Here is a 15171-nt window from a genome sequence, read left to right on the forward strand (position 1 = left end):
CGCTTCCCCGTTTCAAAAGTGTTTCCGACACGTATCCCCGACGTCCATTGCCCAAACCCCGCACAGAGACCGGAGCGTTCCGGCATCCGTCCGCTTATCTTATCGGCGAAGTCGCCGCATCGAACGCATTCCTGGTGTAAGACGCACCGCAAGTACTCTCGTTATCCATCATCATTGGTATTATACACTCTTTTTCGCGACAGTTTTCTCTCTCTGAATTATCGTGCCGCAGGCCAGGAGACATTCACCGCGCCCCCTTGCAACGCAGGACAACGCCGACAGTTTTCAATATGATACGCAGGTCGATCAACAATGAAATATTCTTGATGTAGTATAAATCATACCGGAGCTTCTCCAGGGAGTCCTCGACGGACGCGCCGTAGGGGTAGCGCACCTGGGCCCAGCCGGTGACGCCCGGCTTCACGAAATGGCGCTCGGAATAATAGGGAATGATCTTCCTGAGGTTGGCCACGAATTCGGGACGCTCCGGTCGGGGGCCGACCAGACTCATATGGCCGAGCAGGACATTGATGAGCTGCGGGATCTCGTCGATGCGGCAGGCGCGCAGCAATCGCCCCAGCCGCGTGACCCTGGGATCGGCGGCGGCGGCCCAGACGGCGCCCGTGCCCTTCTCCGCGTCCTGCCGCATGGTGCGCAGCTTGTAGAGGATGAAGGGCTTGTCCCCCTGCCCCACCCGCTCCTGCCGAAACAGGAACGGCCCCGGGGAATCGAGTTTGATGGCCAGCAGCAGCAAGGGGGCGAAAGGCAGGCACAAGGCCAGCCCGATCATGGAACAACAGATGTCCATCAGGCGCTTGACCAGCAGAAAGCCTGGCGTGATGTTGAAACCGTGGCTGAAAATGAACCAGCTCGGATTGATACCCTCGACAAGGAGTTTGCCGGTCATGCGCTCGAAAAAGCTGGGTTCGTCGAGGACCTCGATGCCGCTCAGCTTGCAGTTGAGCATCTCCTGCAAGGGAAAGCAGCCGCGCCGCTCCGCCAGGGAGATGACCACCTTGTCCGCCTTGAGCGCCTTGGCGGCTTCAAAAATGTTCTCGCTGTTCTGCGGCGTCATGGCGTCTCCCCGGCCGGGAAAAGGAAACGCGGCGGCCAGTTGGTAACGCTGCTTGGAGGCGCTGATGAGGGCCTGGGCCTTTTCCAAAAAGCTGTCGCTTCCGACCAGCAGCACCCGGTGGACCAGACGTGGCAAGGCCAGGGGGATATTGCGGGAGATGTCCCTGACCAGCATGATGCCGATAAACATGGCCAGCGCATAGGTGATGATTTCAAAATCATCCGTGGAAACGGGCTTTACCTCACTTATCGTACGCAATAGCGTCATGGATATACCACAAGAAATTGCCGCTTTGAGAAGTATATTACCAAATCGCATTTTTATAGTTGCCAACGAATATATAAGATTTACAAAAATATAAGGGAGTGCAACAATATAGACATATTCAAACATCTTCACGCCATATAAATCATATTCAAATTTATCCACTGCCCTATATTCAATGAATAAAACAATGCTCATTATGATGGCAGCAAACACAAGATACATATAGAACCATTTAAAAATCGACTCGTATTCAGGATCATCCGTATAGTTATATTCCAACATCAGCCACCTCACTCACTTTGCGAACAATCAACTACCAAACATCATTTAAAAACATCAGCCTTGGAAAGGTGCTCCGCGATTTCCTGGTTTTGAGGAGCAAGAAGCGCCGCACTTTGCAGTATAAAAATCGCGTCTTCCCGACGATCGTTCTTGAGCAACGCGTACCCCAGCGTGTCGAGAATAAACGGGTTATCTCCTTCCAGGGCATTCGCGATCATGGCGTATTGAAGCGCCTTGCCGGCCTGTTGCGGATCGTCCGCAGCGACCAGGGCCAGGGCATTGAGCACCATGGGAATGCTTCTGGCGCGATGCCAGACAGTTACGCGTCCCCAAACGCCGCCGGATCGGTTTGCGTCAGGCCGCCCCGCCCCGTTTTGGGACGCGGACGGCACGGCCTGCGGCGATGCCGTGGCCGTTACGGCCGCAAAGGAATCCGCCGCTTCGGACGTCCGCCCCATTTGCATCAGCAGCGCCGTCAACCCGAGTTGCGTCACGGCCTCGGACGGCCCCTTCGCAAAGGCCTTGCCAAGGAGCTGCCGGGCTCCGGACAAATCCCCCTCCCCCACCAGGGACGAGGCGCGGGTCATGTCGTCGGCCGCGACGGACTGCCGTTCGAGCAGCTTCGTTGCTTCCTCCGTGGCGCGTTGCCTATGCCCGAGAGACATGGACAACCGGAAGCGTTCGGCAAGGACCGTATCCGGTTCGACGGCTTCGATTTTGCGGATGGCGGCCAGGGCCTGCGCCTCATCGCCCAGGGCGGTCTGGAATCGGACCGTAGCGACAAGGGCCGGCAGGGACCCGGCGCAGACCGCCCGGGGACTGCCAAGGGTCGCGATCGCCGCCTGGAGATTGCCCTGGCGGGCGTAAAAGGCGGCCAGATCGAGCGTGTCGTCGCATCTTCCAGAAGCGGCCGCCTGCTCCAGATGTTCCCGCGCCTCCTCGGGGCGCCCCGCTTCCTCGAGCCGGTCCGCCAAGGCGGCATGGGCGACGGGGTCATGGGGATCGCGGACGAGCAGCAACCGGTACTGGTCCAAGGCCTTGGCGGCGTCGTTGCGGGAGAAGAAAATGGCGGCCGCGATATGATAGGGCGCCGTCAGGGACGGATCCAGGGCCTTGGCCTGTTCCAGTTGGGCCAGGGCGTCGTCGGTGTGGCCCTGGCCGGCGAGTATCCCGGCTTTGGCCAGAAGGGCCTGGGCCTGATTTAGCGGGAGTAATCCCGCCTGATCCAGGACGGCGAGAGCCGCGCCGGGAGCATCGGGCCGCCTGGTGAGCATGGCGACCAGGGCCAACCGCACCTCCAGGTTGTCGCGCGCGTCGGCCATCGCCCGTCGCAAGACCGCTTTGGCCTGATCCGTCTGACCCCGCAGGTTAAGAATGCGACTTTTTTGCAGATCCGCCGCAACGACCTGCTCGGGATCCCCGGAAACGGCCTCGTAGTAGCCCAGGCTTTTGTCGAATTGGCGTTTGGCGAGATAGATATCACCGAGCATGCGTTTGGTTGCGGCATCATCCGGATACAACCGCAGGACCCTTTCCAACTCGTCGATGGCGGCGTCGGGCCGGTTCATCCGCAAATGCAGGCTCGCCAGCTGTTGCCTGGCCTTGGCGTATCGGGGGGATTCGTCGAGCACGATGCCCAGTTCGCTGATCGCCATCTCGTATCGACCGTCGCGGGCATAGGCCTGGGCCAGATAATACCGAAGCTGCGTTTCCGGCCGCAGACGCAGGGCATGCTGGAAATTGCTCACGGCCTGCGACGACGCCCCACGCGTCAACTCCACCAGTCCGAGAAGTTTGTAGCCTTCGGGTCGGGTGGGATACGCCTTGATCAGCGCCCGCGCGGCGCTCTCCACGCCCTCGGTCAGGCCCTTGCCGGCCAGCTGGTAAAAGGCGGCGTTGTAACGCGCCTCGATATCGTTGGGGTGCGCGGCGGCAATGCGCCCGAACGTGGCGGTGGCGCCGGGGAAATCGCCGCTTTGGGCCTGGACCTGGCCAAGGAGGCGCAGCCCGGCATAGTCATCGGGATGGGCGGCCAGCAGGACATCCACAGCCGTCCGGGCTTCCCCGAACCGCCTCTGTTCCATCCTGACCCGAATAAGTCCCATCCTCGCCTGCATGGCCTGGGGCGACAGGGACAGGGCCTGCTCGTAGGCCGTGGCCGCCTCGGGCCACTTGCCGGCACTGGCATAGGCGTGGCCCTCGCATTCCCAGGCCTCGGCGGAATCGGGAAACTTGGCCCTGTAGGCCGACAAGGCATTCAGGGCATCCTCGGCCCTGCCCGCGGCGAGGTACACCTTGCCCCGCAGGAGCGGAAGCCGGTCTGGCGGGCTGGGGCTGTCGGCCAGCCGCTGCGCCCCTTTCTCGGCCAACTTCGTCTTGCCGAGGGCCAGATAGACCAGGGTCAGTTCGTAACGCGCCTGGTCATCCTTGGGGTTGCGCTCCAAAAGCGTCTTATAGATGACCATGGCGCCCCTGGCGTTGCCTGCCGCCATGAGACGCGCCCCTTCAGCCAGCGCCTGCTCCCTGCTCTCCCCCTGACAGCTGGCCAAAAACAGGCCCGCGCCGGCAATAATCACTATCGCCAAGAGGATTGCCCTTGGTGTCGCACATTCCCTGGCAGCACGTTGCTCTCGCATGGGGTTTGGCCCGTTTCCTCACGCGCGGTGCGTGGTTTGTCCCGTTGAGGTCCAAGGCGGGGACATTCGTATGGTGGAGGTTTACGTGAGGCGGGGAGCGGGAAAAATAGGGTTGACGCCCCATTCGGGCTGGGGGGGGGCTCCCATTCACCCGTTGCGGCGGCAAGAAAGAATACGCACCCCGAAAAACACGCAGGCCACACCGTTAACATACTATTTTTACAAGCTAATTAAACTACGGCAGGATCACGGGAACATGGCAGCCCCTGTCCGGAAAGACACTCCGGCGGGCGCTGTGGGCGGTACGGGAAGGTGGGAAAGAAAAGGGACACGGGGGTGCGCACGGGCCGGCAACCCCGCTGACGGATTCGTCGAAAGAGGGGGAATCATCGATCGCCGGATAAATCAGTCTGAGGAGAGAATGACTGTCTCTGGCATGAAACCTCTCATATTCGTGATTCTGAGACGTTGTGAAGTCACTCTACCGGGAGTGGTTCAACACGCATATTCCATAGTATTCTCGTCAGACAATGCACCTCTGAACAACAAAAATGTAAAATTTTACGGAATGAAAAATAAATGCCAACGCGCACTTCGCGCCATTATGTTCACTATACGTCGATCGGTCTGAAATATTGCACAGTACTCTCACCCATATTGTCCTCAAATACGGACATCTTCCTGTTGTAACAACAACACATTTTCATGTATCGTTATATATATAAATACTTATTATTATGCAAGTATTCCATATACTGATTAATAAAAAAATATTGGTGCATAAAAAAATTACGCATTTTTTCCAACGCAGCACTGGCATCGCGAATAATAATGCGCTATGAGTAAGCAGACTTCTCTGTTAAGTCAACCTATTATGGTATATGCCAACATGTTTATTGACATAAATTGATTTATAACAAAATGACTGCTCGCTGTGACACGCAAAGACCAGTCAGGCAACATCGTCCATATGAACCAGTCGATGCAAAACTACGGCACCATACTGTAGCGTCTTCCTTCCCCCATCTAAAAGACGACGTCCTGAAGATTTTAGTCCGGACAGTCGTAACCGATAAAGGTAAAAAATATTTTACCGTATGATGCACTGTTTACGAAAGAAAGAGATAGAGTATAAAAAATGTTTGTGAGCAAGGGGAACAACCATGAAACCTATCCGTGTCATCCTCGTCGATGATCATGAACTTGTCCGGGAGGGGGTTCGTTTTTTTCTCAGCGGCCTCCCGTCCATAGCCGTCGTGGGCATTGCGGCTACTCCGGCGGAGGCTTTTCAAATCATCAGCCGTACATCGCCCGACACGGCCATGGTCGATCTGGGATTGCCGACCATAGAAACCGGCATCGGCCTCATAGAGGATATCAAGTCGCGCTATCCACGAATCAAAGTACTGGCTTTCACCTGCCACGAGGACGCTCACGCCATCCGTGGAGCCCTTGCCGCCGGCGCCGATGGATACCTTCTGAAGTCAGCCTCCATCCCTGAATTATCAAGCGCCATAGAACATGTCGTTCGTGGAAAGAAGTACTTGAGCCCCGATGTCTCCGCCGATGTTGTGTGCGGCTTCCTCGGACAAAACAACCAGCTCGACACAATGGCAAAGAATTTGTCACGAAGGGAAAAAGAAGTTTTAAGCCTCTTGTTGGAAGGAAAAGGGAACAAGGAAATCGGGAAAATACTCTACATCAGCCACAGAACTGTCGAGAAACACAAAGCCAATGTAAAAACAAAGCTGAACTGCGACACAACCGTCGAATTGGCCGTTTATTGCATGAAAAATGGCATACTGCAATAGTATATACAGGATCATTTTTCAGAATACCATACGCTTGATTATTATTACATAACCATCTCCATTGTCTGTCGTCGCGAGTCGGCAGGCTCTTCTCGTTTGCCCGTCTCACCCCGCCACGCCAACAGCCGTTAACCCGGTATCATTGCATGCGCTACGCTCCGCAGCCGTGATCCGGCAGGCCCGGTCCGCGTTTCCCCGCCCGCCGCGACAGCCCGGCCGGCGGCCCGTTGCGCGTCGCTTCCGTCTTCCTCTTTGCATCGGGGATGCCCCCAAGGCGAATGGGGCGTTCCCCGTATTTTGCCGGCTGTGCCCATTCCGTATGTATCACGCACAATGTGCATCTCAAAAAACTGTGGAGGCCACGGGAAACCGATGCAATTCGCGAAACACACCACCGGCCCCAGGGACCCGGAAACAGGCGGCGCGGGCAGCCCTGTCGACGCGGACGCCCAAACGCTCGCCATGGCGCTTCGTGCCGAGTGGCTTCCCCTGGCCATGGGCGTCGTCGTCATCGCGCTGACCTACCGCCAGATCGTCCCCCCCATGGTCCGGGACTGGTATTTCGACGACAACGCCTCCCATGGTTTTTTCATTCCCTTGATCTCCGGGTACCTTGTCTGGACACGCCGCGATGCGCTGGCCCGGGCGCCGGTCGGCTCCAACCCGGTCGGGCTGTTCCTGGTCGTGGCGGCGGCGGCCATGCTTGTGGCCGGATGGCTGGCCTCGGAATTCTTCACCATGCGCGCCTCCCTCGTGGTGGCGCTTTGCGGCTGCGTGCTCTACTGGCTGGGCACGAAGGTGTTCTCCCTGCTGGCCCCGGCGCTGCTCTTCCTCTTTTTCATGATTCCCCTGCCGGCCATCGCCTACGATGCCGTCGCCTTTCCCCTCAAACTCTTCGTCAGCTGGCTGTCGGTCGGCGTCCTCAAAGCTATGGGCATCATGGTGCTGCGCGAGGGCAACGTCATCATGCTGCCCAATATCACCCTGGAGGTCGTGGACGCCTGTAGCGGCATGCGCTCGCTGACGTCCCTGCTGGCGCTGGCCACGGCCTACGCCCTGATTTTTCTTCGATCCCCCTGGCAGCGTCTGGTCCTGGTGGCCTCCGCCATCCCCATCGCCATCGCCGCCAACACCCTGCGTGTCATTGGTACTGGATTTCTGGCTCGCCGCATGGGCTCCGCCGCGGCGCAAGGCTTTTTCCACGAATTTACCGGGCTGGCCACCTTCGTTTTGGCCCTGGCCGCCCTGGCTGCCCTGCATCAGGTGCTGCGGAGGTTCAAGTGAAGATTTCCTGGTTCCGCTTCCTGGCCGTCTACGCTTTGCTCCTGGCCGCCGCCGGCTACGTCGCCCTCCATCACGAAACGGCGCAGCCCCTGCCGCAGCCATTGACGGCATTTCCCAACCAGTTGGGCGAATGGCGCGCGGTCGGCCACAAGCAATTCAGCGAGGCCCTGCTGACCAAACTGCGGCCAACCGACTACCTGTATCGTCGCTACAGCGGTCCCGGCGGGAAAACCGTCGACGTCTACATCGGCTACCACGACGGCGCCCAGGGCGCGGGGCCGATCCATTCCCCCAAGAATTGCCTGCCGGGCAACGGCTGGTTGGAAATCTCCTCCTCCCCCCTGGAACTCGACATCGGGCGGGAACGCATCCATCTGACCCAGGCGGTGTATCGCCAGGACGAGCAACAGGAACTGTTTCTCTACTGGTTCATGGTCCGTGGCCGGACCTTGTCCACCGAGGTAGGCCTCAAACTGGCGGAGATCGCCAACGCTGTCAGATACGGCCAGCGCGGAGCCTGCTTCGTACGCCTGTCCCTGCCGGTGGCGGACAATCCGGCCGCATCCGCAGGCATCGCCCAGTCCTTCCTCGAACGGGCGTACCCAGCCATCTGCGCATTTACTTCCTCATAGCCAGGGAGGATGCCATGCAAACCATTCTTGTCGCCTCGTCCAGCATTCTGGGGCTGCTTTTGTGCGTCATGCTCCTGTTCAAGCGCCGGTTCACCTGGGCCGACGGGTTGTTGTTCCTGGCCCTGATCTGCCTGATCGGCACGGAGCTGTTGCAGTTCCGTGCCGCCGACGCCTCACTCCTGTCCCTGCAACGCTGGAGCCTGGCCACCCAGGGCATGGCCATCTGGTGCCTGGCCGGCTTCAGCCTGGCCTATGCCAGAATCAACCGGCCCTTTTTCATGTCCTGGCTGCAAACACTGTTTATCCTGTCCTGCGTCCTGTTGCCGCTCGTTCCCCTGCTTGCCCCCACCAAGGCCCTTTTTTCCATCACCGGCCCCCAGCCAACGCCCTGGATCATTCCCCTGACGCGTCTGGGATTCTACCACCATCTGGGTCTGCTCATCGTGTTGCTGTGGTGCCTGTTCAATCTGGAGGGGACGCTGGCCAACGCCACCCATGCCAAGCGTTGGCGCATCAAATTTTTCGTATTGGGCCTCATGGCCATTCTCGCCGCGCAGTTTCTGGCCACAAGCCAGGATCTGCTCTACAACGCGCTGGATCTTTCCCAAAGCCCGACGCGTGAAATCGGCATCCTGCTGGGTGCGGCGCTGATGTGCTACTCGCTGGCGACCAGGGGCGGGGAGCAAAAGATCATCTTTTCACACCACCTGGCTTACAAGTCGCTTGTTATATTCGCGGCAGGCATCTATCTCATCAGTATAGGCTTGATAGCAAAGGCCACGCAATATTTCGATTTTATCAACAGGTCCACGATAGTCGCCGGAATGTCCCTCCTCGGCGGACTCACCCTTGCCGTCATTTTTCTTTCGGAGACGGTACAACGCAATATAAAACTGGCAATATATAATTATTTTTACAACAACAAATATGACTACCGTCTTCAATGGCTGGATTTCACACATCGTCTGGCCGATGCGCACCAATCCAAAGATCTCTATCAGGCCGTCCTGCTCGGCTTTTGCGAAAATCTCGGCATGGGGCAGGCGTCGCTGTATCTGCGCAATGCCAAGACCCAGATGTTCGATCCCATCCATCAGTGGGAAATGACCAAAGCGGACACAGCCCTTGCGCCGAGCCACCCCCTGTGCCAACCACCGACGCCGCCCCGTTTCGTAACCGACCTGCGGACAACCCCGCCAACGCCCCCCGCCCCTCCGGCCAGTTTCTCCATTCCCCTCCTGCGCGGCCAGGAGATGGAAGGCTTCATTCTCATCGCCCATCCCTTCAATCCCGAAGAGCAGTATGACGAAGAGGACTTCGAACTCATGGAGGCCCTGGGGAACCAGTCGGCCAACGCCATCCTGAATATGCGACTGGCCGAGGAACTGGCCGCGGCCCGGGAAATGGAGGCCCTGGGCAAGGTGTCGGCCTTTGTCCTGCACGACCTCAAAAATCTCGTCCACGCCTTGTCGATCCTGATGGAAAACGCCAAAACCTACATCGAGAATCCGGAATTCCAGCGGGACATGTTCGAGACCCTGGACAATACCGTGGTCAAAATGACGCGGCTTATCCGCAAGCTGCGGGATCTCCCCCAGGACGAGGCCCTCATGCGCGAGTCGGTGGATCTTTTGGCCTTCACCCAGGAATCCCTCAGCATCGCGCCCAAAGGGGCCTTGCAGGTCTTTGGCGGAAGCGTGCCGGCCACGGTGGATCGCGCCGAGATGTCAAAGGTGCTGGTCAATCTCTTCCACAATGCCCAGGAGGCCTGCCAGGGGAAAAATCCCGTCCGGGTGGAGGTCGGCCATCAAGACCAACCCTACATCAAAATCAGCGATTCCGGGTGCGGCATGGACGCGGAATTCGTCAACAATCAGCTTTTCGTGCCGTTTAGCAGCACCAAGGAAAACGGGATGGGCATTGGCCTCTATCAGAGCAAACAGATCATCGAGGCCCATGGCGGACGTCTCCTGGTGGAAAGCCAACCCGGCCAGGGCTCCACGTTCACGGTCCTGTTGCCCGAAAGCCAATCTTCCTAAGCAGAGGCCCCTTGCATGGCAAACCTCCTCATCGTCGACGACAACAACGAAATCCGGCAGCAACTCAAATGGGGGCTCTCCAGCATCCCGCACGACCTGCACTTCGCCAAGGACGGCAAGGAAGCTCTGGAAATTTTCCGGGCGGTCAAGCCTGGCGTGGTGGCCCTTGATCTGGGACTGCCGCCGCATACCGGCGACGCGTCGCAGGGATTGCTGTGCCTCGAAAAAATGATCGCGGAACGCCCCTCCGCGAAAATCATCGTCATCACGGGGTTCGACGGCCAGGCCAATGCCCGTCGGGCCATTGAACTCGGCGCCTATGATTTCTTCCGCAAGCCTGTCGATATCGGGGAACTCAGGGTCATGATCCAACGCGCCTTTCGCCGTCTGGAGATCGAAGGCGCCGCGCCGCGCCCCCGTCGCGCCCGGCCGTCCGGGCGCAAGCCCGTGCATGGCATCGTGGGCAACTGCGAGGCCATGGGCGAGGTCTACGCGTTCATCGACAAAGTGGCGGCGGCGGACGCGCCGGTGCTCATTTCCGGCGAATCCGGCACGGGGAAGGAATTGGTTGCCAAGGCCATCCACCAGGCCAGCTCCCGAAGGGACCACCCCCTGGTGTCCATCAACTGCGGGGCCATCCCGGAAAACCTGCTCGAATCGGAGTTCTTCGGGCACGAGCGCGGGGCGTTTACCGGCGCCACCAGCACCGTGAAAGGCAAGGTAGAATACGCCGACAACGGCACCCTGTTCCTGGACGAGATCGGGGAACTGCCACTGAACCTGCAAGTGAAGCTGTTGCGTTTCCTCCAGGACATGTGCATCCAGCGCGTCGGGGGGCGCAAGACCATCGAGATCAACGTGCGGGTCCTGGCGGCCACGAATGTCAACATCCTTGAAGCGATGCGTCTGGGACAATTCCGCGAAGACCTGTATTATCGCATCAGCGTGGTCAGCATCCAACTGCCGCCCCTGCGTGAACGGGGTGAGGACGCCGTGCTGCTGGCCAACCACTTCCTGGACATCCACAGCCGGCAACTGCCCAAAACGATTGTGGGCTTCACCACGCAAGCCCTCGACGCCATTCGAAAATATTCCTGGCCAGGAAATGTCCGTGAACTGGAAAACAAGATCCGCCGGGCCGTTATCCTGACCGAGACGCCCCACATCGCCCCCGCCTGCCTGGGGTTCGGCGACGATATCGCCGCCGCCGGCCCAAGCGGCGCCAACAAGACGCTGCGGGACGCGCGCACTCAGCTGGAACATCAGATGCTCTGTCAGGCCCTCAGACGCTTCGAAGGCAATATCGTCAAGGCGTCGGAAGCCCTCGGGGTAAGCAGACCGACATTCTACGATTTGCTGCGCAAGCACGAGATCGATCCGAAAGCCTTCAGCAATCGCTAAGCATCACGGGACGTTGATCAACGTCCTTATCGCCTTCCAGCCCACGGCAGCCCCTGCCTCCCCCGCCGCAAGGTCCAAGGCATGGTCTGCATCGTCATGTCCCCGCAGCGACAAGCATAGATTATCTATTTCATTCCAGCATGTTACATTACAAGCGGACCAGAGACGGCGAAAATTTGCAAAAATTTCCAGCCAGGTGTTGGCGTTCTTTACAAGAACGCGGCCTTTTCTCTCGAACGAAATAAATCGTATGCAATTTCATAGTATTAGCAAATGGCACGGAACGTGCTTTTCCTTCGGCAACACTGCTTGACCTTGTCACAACATTTAACTGCTGGAGGAAGGAACAATGCTTCGCAACATCATCTTCGGACTGATCCTTGCTGTCGCGCTGTTTTGCCCCATGACCATCACCTCTTCGGCTCAGGCCGCGGACCTTGCCCCGTCGATGTCCGGCGGTGGCTGGGGCGGCGGCGGCTGGGGCGGCGGCGGTTGGGGCGGCGGCGGCGGAGGTTGTCCGCCCGATCCCACCCCCGAACCCGCGAGCATGCTGCTGCTCGGTTCCGGCTTGGTCGGGCTGGTGGCCTACCGGAAGCGTATGCGCGGCTAGGCGCCACTTTTCCATACGATGAAGGGCGGGATCGGCAAAGATCCCGCCCTTCGTTTTTGGGGAAGCCCTGCCCCGGCATAGCCGTGGCAGAAAGTGGTTTGGCCCGAAAAAAAGGGCTGCCACTGTCCGTCCGAACAGTTGCAGCCCGCTGCTTTTATTTTGGTACCGGGAGGGGGACTCGAACCCCCAAGGCCTTGCGACCGGCGGATTTTGAGTCCGCTGCGTCTACCAATTCCGCCATCCCGGCCTGAACGAATAATAATACGCTGACCCTCTTGTCATTGTCAATTATTTTCCCGCTTGAGACAACCCGCCGAAACTGCTAGCCCTCCCCTGCCCCCACTCGGGCAAGGAGTGCCGCAATGCTTCCCCTCGGTCCCCTGGTCAACGGCGCCGCCATCATCGTGGGCAGCCTGCTCGGTCTCACGCTCCACGGCCGCTTTCCGGACCGCGTGCGCATCATCATGTTCCAGGCCCTCGGCCTCTCCATCCTCCTTATCGGACTCAAGATGGCGCTGGCCGTCACCACTCCTCTGGTCGTGGTCATCAGCATGCTCGCCGGCGCGGTGGTCGGTGAACTTATGGACATCGAACGCGCCATGGCCCGCGTGGGCGACGGACTCAAGGCCCGGTTGCACTCGAACAACGCCCTTTTCACCGACGGGCTGGTCACAGCCTCGGTCATCTTCTGCACCGGCACCATGGCCATCCTCGGCTCCTTCGACGAGGCGCTTCGCGCCGACCACACCCTGCTTTTCACCAAGGCCGCCCTGGACGGCTCCGTGGCCCTGATCCTGGCCACCACCCACGGCTTCGGCGTGCTGCTCTCCTTTATCCCCGTCGCCCTCTACGAGGGCGCGCTGGTCTACCTCGGCGCGGCCGGGCACGACTATTTCACCCCGGACAGGCTCACCCAGCTCACCGCCGTCGGCGGGCTGCTCATCGTGGCCATCGGCATCAACATGCTGGGCTTGCTCAAAATAAAGGTGGCTAACCTCCTGCCGGCCATGGTCGTGGCCGTGCTTTTGGCCCCGTTTTTCAAGTAACCCCTTTTGCAGCCGGTCTTCTTTACGCGTACACCGTTTTGCCGTACCACGGACCGGCCATGCACGAACTCTCCATCGCCCAAAGCCTGCTCGCCATCATCGAGGACGAAATGACCAAGCACGGCAAGGAAACACTCCTTACCGTCAAGGTCCGCCACGGTCGCCTCTCGGCCATCGTGCCCGAGGCCCTGGAAACGGCCTTCGAGGTCCTGACCATCGACTCCCGACTGGCCGGCGCGAAACTGGAGATGGAGGAGACGCCCGTGGTCCTGCGCTGCCGCGCCTGCGGCCGCGAATTTACGCCCGAGGGCGACTCGGCCTTCGCCCCCTGCCCCGGCTGCGGCGAGGAACTCGGACACACCGTGCTTTCCGGCCGCGAACTCTACATCGAATACCTCGAACTCGAATAGCGGAGGCTTGCCATGCAGATTCCCGTGGTGCGCAACATCCTGGAGGCCAATGACCGCATCGCCGCCGAACTCAAGGACTTTTTCGGACACAAGGGCATCCTCGCGGTCAACATCATGAGTTCGCCCGGCGCGGGCAAGACCACGCTCCTCGAACGCACCCTCACCGAACTTGGCGGCGAGATGCGCATGGCCGTGGTCGAAGGCGACCTGCAAACCGACAACGACGCCCGCCGCGTGGCCGCGACCGGCGCCCAGGCCGTGCAGATCAACACCGAAGGCGGCTGCCACCTGACCAGCTCGCAGGTCCAGGAAGCAGTCAAAAGCCTCGACCTCACGGGCCTCGACATCCTTTTCATCGAGAACGTCGGCAACCTGGTCTGCCCGGCCGAGTTCGACGTGGGCGAAGATTTCAAGATCACGCTTTTAAGCGTCACCGAGGGCGACGACAAGCCGGAAAAGTATCCGCTGATGTTCAACATCTCCGCCGCCCTGGTGCTCAACAAGGTCGACCTGCTCCCGTACGTGGACTTCGACATGGAACGGGCCAGCCGCCATGCCCGCGTGCTCAACGAACACATCGACATCTTTCCGGTCTCGGCCCGCAGCGGCGAGGGGCTTGCCGACTGGTACGACTGGCTGCGCGCCCGGCTCCGGGAAAAACGCGCCACGGCCTGAGCCTGCGAAGAGAAGTGGGGGAAGCCTTTCTGCAAAAGGTTTTCCCCCAGCCCCCTTTCCAACGCCTTTTCATAAAAATCAGGGTATTTCGGTAGAAACCGTACCCGTTGCAACCGTTCAAAGAAGGCGAGCGCGAAAGCGGCTCCCGCCTTTTGGAACGGTTTTCTCCGCTCGCCTGCGCTTTTCAGGCATGCACCCCGGAAATCCTGCCAATACCGAACGGTTTCACTTTCTGAAACAGTCAAACATCCCCAGGTGTTGGCCGTTTTCCTCCAATGCGTCCGTCTACATAAATATCCAGTGTATTTCGATAGTTAGAGAAAAGTTAGTCTGACTCCTATCTGTGGCATGGCTTTTGTAATGCTGTGCCTGATTCCATTTTTGCAACATATTCAGGGAGAAGGCTATGGACGCGCTGTATCGCAAACTCGTTTATGGACTTGCCGTCGCCTGCCTGGTGCTGGCCGTCTCGGCCACCTGGGTCATGGCCCAGACCCAGGGCTTTGCCGCCGGGTCGTTCAACTTCGAGCCCCGCTTCGGCATCTACGGCACCACCAACCAACGGGTCAATTCCATCTACACCTACGGTGGAGCGCTCAACTACTACGTCTTCGACAACGTGGCCGTGGAAGTCGAAGGCATGGGCGTTTATGTCGACCAGAACAAACGCTTTGAAACCGCCACCGGCATCGGCTCCAAGGCCTCACCGGCCAGCGGCATTGCCGGCAACTTCAACGCCCGCTGGCACTTCGTGGCCACCTCCCAGGCAAGCATCTTCGCCGGCGCGGGTTTCGGCGGCCTGTGGTGCGATACCCAGGTGCCCTACAACGGCTTTGAAAACAGCCTGACCGAAAACGGCGAGCTGGGCGCGACCTATTCCCTCACCCAGCAGCTGAGCCTCAAGGGCGCCGTCAAGTACTGGCACATCGGCCAGTTCAACAAGCAGGGCGTCGATGCCTTCGGCGGCACCTTCGGCCTCAACGTGAGCTTTTAACAGGCCTCC

Annotated in this window: 12 protein-coding genes and 1 tRNA gene; 10 read left to right on the plus strand and 3 right to left on the minus strand. The window is 59.3% G+C overall.

What is annotated here, in order from left to right; genetic code table 11:
- Positions 1 to 244: 244 nt before the first annotated feature.
- A complete protein-coding gene (locus tag K9F62_18880; GenBank protein ID UJX43249.1) occupies positions 245 to 1564 on the minus strand; it encodes a TIGR03013 family PEP-CTERM/XrtA system glycosyltransferase in 1320 nt (439 codons plus the stop codon).
- A gap of 101 nt (positions 1565 to 1665) precedes the next feature.
- On the minus strand, positions 1666 to 4116 hold the full coding sequence (locus K9F62_18885; protein ID UJX40734.1) for a tetratricopeptide repeat protein: 2451 nt from the start codon (positions 4114 to 4116) through the stop codon (positions 1666 to 1668).
- A gap of 1307 nt (positions 4117 to 5423) precedes the next feature.
- Here K9F62_18885 and K9F62_18890 point away from each other — a divergent pair.
- The 6 genes from K9F62_18890 to K9F62_18915 all read left to right on the plus strand — a co-directional run bounded on the left by K9F62_18890 (position 5424) and on the right by K9F62_18915 (position 12037).
- Entirely contained in the window at positions 5424 to 6071 is a 648-nt protein-coding gene (locus tag K9F62_18890) for a response regulator transcription factor (GenBank protein ID UJX40735.1), read from the plus strand.
- A 462-nt stretch (positions 6072 to 6533) separates the two neighbouring features.
- Entirely contained in the window at positions 6534 to 7355 is an 822-nt protein-coding gene (locus K9F62_18895) for an exosortase/archaeosortase family protein (GenBank protein ID UJX43250.1), read from the plus strand.
- A complete protein-coding gene (locus K9F62_18900; protein ID UJX40736.1) occupies positions 7352 to 7987 on the plus strand; it encodes an EpsI family protein in 636 nt (211 codons plus the stop codon). Before K9F62_18895 ends, K9F62_18900 begins: the two co-directional genes overlap by 4 nt.
- A 14-nt stretch (positions 7988 to 8001) precedes the next feature.
- Complete coding sequence (gene prsK / locus K9F62_18905; protein ID UJX40737.1) at positions 8002 to 10026, plus strand: PEP-CTERM system histidine kinase PrsK; 2025 nt, start codon at positions 8002 to 8004, stop codon at positions 10024 to 10026.
- 15 nt (positions 10027 to 10041) lie between these two features.
- Positions 10042 to 11427 (plus strand): PEP-CTERM-box response regulator transcription factor, encoded by a 1386-nt coding sequence (gene prsR / locus K9F62_18910; protein ID UJX40738.1) that lies wholly within the window; start codon positions 10042 to 10044, stop codon positions 11425 to 11427.
- Positions 11428 to 11776: 349 nt separating this feature from the next.
- Positions 11777 to 12037, plus strand: coding sequence for a PEP-CTERM sorting domain-containing protein (locus K9F62_18915; protein UJX40739.1), 261 nt, complete (start codon positions 11777 to 11779; stop codon positions 12035 to 12037).
- A 160-nt stretch (positions 12038 to 12197) separates the two neighbouring features.
- Here K9F62_18915 and K9F62_18920 read toward each other — a convergent pair.
- Positions 12198 to 12284 (minus strand) — tRNA-Leu (locus K9F62_18920).
- A gap of 115 nt (positions 12285 to 12399) precedes the next feature.
- On the opposite strand from K9F62_18920, the gene K9F62_18925 reads away from it, so the two are divergent.
- The 4 genes from K9F62_18925 (at position 12400) to K9F62_18940 (ending at position 15162) form a co-directional block, all read left to right on the plus strand.
- Complete coding sequence (locus K9F62_18925; protein UJX40740.1) at positions 12400 to 13083, plus strand: DUF554 domain-containing protein; 684 nt, start codon at positions 12400 to 12402, stop codon at positions 13081 to 13083.
- Positions 13084 to 13142: 59 nt separating this feature from the next.
- Positions 13143 to 13493, plus strand: coding sequence for a hydrogenase maturation nickel metallochaperone HypA (locus tag K9F62_18930; GenBank protein UJX40741.1), 351 nt, complete (start codon positions 13143 to 13145; stop codon positions 13491 to 13493).
- 12 nt (positions 13494 to 13505) lie between these two features.
- A complete protein-coding gene (gene hypB / locus K9F62_18935) occupies positions 13506 to 14168 on the plus strand; it encodes a hydrogenase nickel incorporation protein HypB (protein UJX40742.1) in 663 nt (220 codons plus the stop codon).
- Between the two features lie 406 nt (positions 14169 to 14574).
- Positions 14575 to 15162: a hypothetical protein gene (locus K9F62_18940; GenBank protein ID UJX40743.1), complete on the plus strand. Its 588-nt coding sequence runs from the start codon at positions 14575 to 14577 to the stop codon at positions 15160 to 15162.
- Positions 15163 to 15171 lie beyond the last annotated feature (9 nt).

This window comes from Desulfovibrio sp. JY (assembly GCA_021730285.1).
Classification (GTDB): domain Bacteria; phylum Desulfobacterota; class Desulfovibrionia; order Desulfovibrionales; family Desulfovibrionaceae; genus Solidesulfovibrio.

Coding starts and splice junctions, on each gene's coding strand:
- K9F62_18880 (UJX43249.1), bottom strand. CDS start 1,564: ATGTATCTTGTGTTTGCTGCCATCATAATGAGCATTGTTTTATTCATT.
- K9F62_18885 (UJX40734.1), bottom strand. CDS start 4,116: ATGGCGGCAGGCAACGCCAGGGGCGCCATGGTCATCTATAAGACGCTT.
- K9F62_18890 (UJX40735.1), top strand. CDS start 5,424: ATGAAACCTATCCGTGTCATCCTCGTCGATGATCATGAACTTGTCCGG.
- K9F62_18895 (UJX43250.1), top strand. CDS start 6,534: ATGGCGCTTCGTGCCGAGTGGCTTCCCCTGGCCATGGGCGTCGTCGTC.
- prsK (UJX40737.1), top strand. CDS start 8,002: ATGCAAACCATTCTTGTCGCCTCGTCCAGCATTCTGGGGCTGCTTTTG.
- prsR (UJX40738.1), top strand. CDS start 10,042: ATGGCAAACCTCCTCATCGTCGACGACAACAACGAAATCCGGCAGCAA.
- K9F62_18915 (UJX40739.1), top strand. CDS start 11,777: ATGCTTCGCAACATCATCTTCGGACTGATCCTTGCTGTCGCGCTGTTT.
- K9F62_18925 (UJX40740.1), top strand. CDS start 12,400: ATGCTTCCCCTCGGTCCCCTGGTCAACGGCGCCGCCATCATCGTGGGC.
- K9F62_18930 (UJX40741.1), top strand. CDS start 13,143: ATGCACGAACTCTCCATCGCCCAAAGCCTGCTCGCCATCATCGAGGAC.
- hypB (UJX40742.1), top strand. CDS start 13,506: ATGCAGATTCCCGTGGTGCGCAACATCCTGGAGGCCAATGACCGCATC.
- K9F62_18940 (UJX40743.1), top strand. CDS start 14,575: ATGGACGCGCTGTATCGCAAACTCGTTTATGGACTTGCCGTCGCCTGC.